The sequence below is a fragment of the Rhodoplanes roseus genome (assembly GCF_003258865.1).
In the GTDB taxonomy this organism is placed as follows: Bacteria; Pseudomonadota; Alphaproteobacteria; order Rhizobiales; family Xanthobacteraceae; genus Rhodoplanes; species Rhodoplanes roseus.
Map to the genome: position 1 here is coordinate 20444 of NZ_NPEX01000084.1, position 1896 is coordinate 22339.

Genomic DNA, 1896 nt, shown 5'->3' on the forward strand with positions numbered 1-1896 from the left:
GCGTCACGGCCGGCCGCGACGCGACCGTCGGCCTCCGCCATGCGGGCTTCCCCTGTCCTTGTGCCCGGAAAACCGGTGTGGTTTAAACCACCTGTCGCCGGTGCCTCTCGCCCGAGAGGTGAAACGGGAACGCGGTAAGGGCTCCTCCCGGTGACGGGACCGTCCGAAAACCGCGGCTGCCCCCGCAACTGTGAGCGGAGCTCCTCGTCCCTGTGCCACTGGCCGTCTCGGGCCGGGAAGGCGGACGAGACCTGATCCGCGAGCCAGGAGACCGGCCGGCGACGCAGCGCTCGTTCGACGGCGGGTCGACGGAGGGATCGTCTTGGACAGCATGGATGCGGCGCCGACCGCCGGTGCGGACCGGACCGCCGGTGCGGACCGGACCGCCGGTGCGGAGCGGGCCGCCGGTGCGGACCGGACCATCTCGGGCGCGACGCGGCCGGGCGCCACGCCCGTGCTCCTCCTGCTCGGCGCTCTCGTCGTCCTGCTGATGCTGCTGTCGCTCGGTCTCGGCCCGGTGCGGCTGTCGCCCGACGCGGTGGCGGCCGCGCTGTTCGGCGGCGGCACCGAGGAGAGCCGCATCATCGTGCAGGAGATCCGGCTGCCCCGGGCGATCCTCGGCGCCGCGGTCGGTGCGGTGCTCGGCCTGTCGGGCGCCGCGCTGCAGGGCCTGCTACGCAATCCGCTGGCCGCGCCGGAGCTGTTCGGCGCGCCGCAGGCCGCGGCCTTCGGGGCCGTGCTGGTGATCGCCACCGGGCTCGCCGACGTGCTCTCCTTCGCGCTGCCGGTCGCCGCGATCGTGTTCGCCTTCCTGTCGGTCTTCGCGCTCTTGGCGGTGTCGGGCCGCAATGCCGGGCTGCTGCTGCTGATCCTGGCCGGCATGGCGCTGTCGGCGCTGGCCGGCGCCGGCACGGCGCTGACCATGAATCTCGCGCCGAATCCCTTCGCGGCGCTGGAGATCTCGTTCTGGCTGCTCGGCTCGCTGGAGGATCGCAGCATGCGCCACGTGGTGCTGGCGCTGCCCTGCATCCTGGCGGGCGCCGCCATCCTGCTGTCGCAGCGCCACGCCTTCCGGGTGCTCAGCCTCGGCGAAGAGTCGGCCGCCAGCCTCGGCGTCGACGTGGCGCGGCTGCGCCTTCTGGTCATTCTCGGCGTGGCGCTCGGCGTCGGCGGCTCGGTCGCCGTGTCGGGCACCATCGGCTTCATCGGCCTGGTCGGGCCGCATCTGGCGCGGCCTCTGGTCGGCTGGGATCCCGGGCGGCTGCTGGTGCCGAGCGCGCTCGTCGGCGCCGCGCTGCTGCTCGCCGCCGACGTCGCGGTGCGGCTCCTGCCGTCCACCAACAGCGTGCGGGTGGGGGTGCTCACCGCGCTGATCGGCGTGCCGTTCTTCCTCTATCTGATCGTGCGCGAGCGTCGCGCGCTCGGCGGAGGCCTCGGATGAGCGCGCCCTGGCTGGTCGCTCGCGGACTCGGCGTCTCGATCGGCGGCCGCGCCGTGATCGACGACGTCTCGGTCGCGCTGTCACGCCAAACTCTCGTCGCGCTGGTCGGGCCGAACGGCGCCGGCAAGACGACGCTGCTGCGCGCCATGGCCGGTCTCCTGCCGTCGCGTGGCGCGCTGACGGTCGGCGGCGAGCCGGTGGCGACACTGCCGTCGCGCGAAAAAGCCAAGCGGTTCGCCTACCTGCCGCAGGGCCACGCGGTGCACTGGCCGCTGCCGGTGCGCGACGTCGTCGCGCTCGGCCGCTATCCGCACGGCGCCGTCGATCCGGCGCGGCTGTCGCGCCTCGACGCCGAGGCGGTGGAGCGCGCCATGCGGGCCGCCGACCTCGCCGAGCTGGCCGACCGTCCGGTCACCGAGCTGTCGGGCGGCGAGCGCAGCCGCGTCGCGCTCGCC

2 protein-coding genes and 1 riboswitch are annotated in these 1896 nt (G+C 74.5%); both genes read left to right on the plus strand.

The window, feature by feature from the left end:
- Positions 1–81 precede the first annotated feature (81 nt).
- A riboswitch (cobalamin riboswitch) is annotated at positions 82–294 on the plus strand.
- Between the two features lie 196 nt (positions 295–490).
- Positions 491–1441 carry a FecCD family ABC transporter permease gene (locus CH341_RS13985; RefSeq protein WP_245431046.1) on the plus strand — a complete coding sequence of 317 codons (951 nt, stop codon included), beginning with the start codon at positions 491–493 and terminating at the stop codon, positions 1439–1441.
- Positions 1438–1896: ABC transporter ATP-binding protein (locus CH341_RS13990; protein WP_146604475.1), on the plus strand; the 459-nt coding region annotated here is incomplete at its 3' end. The genes CH341_RS13985 and CH341_RS13990, both read left to right, overlap by 4 nt.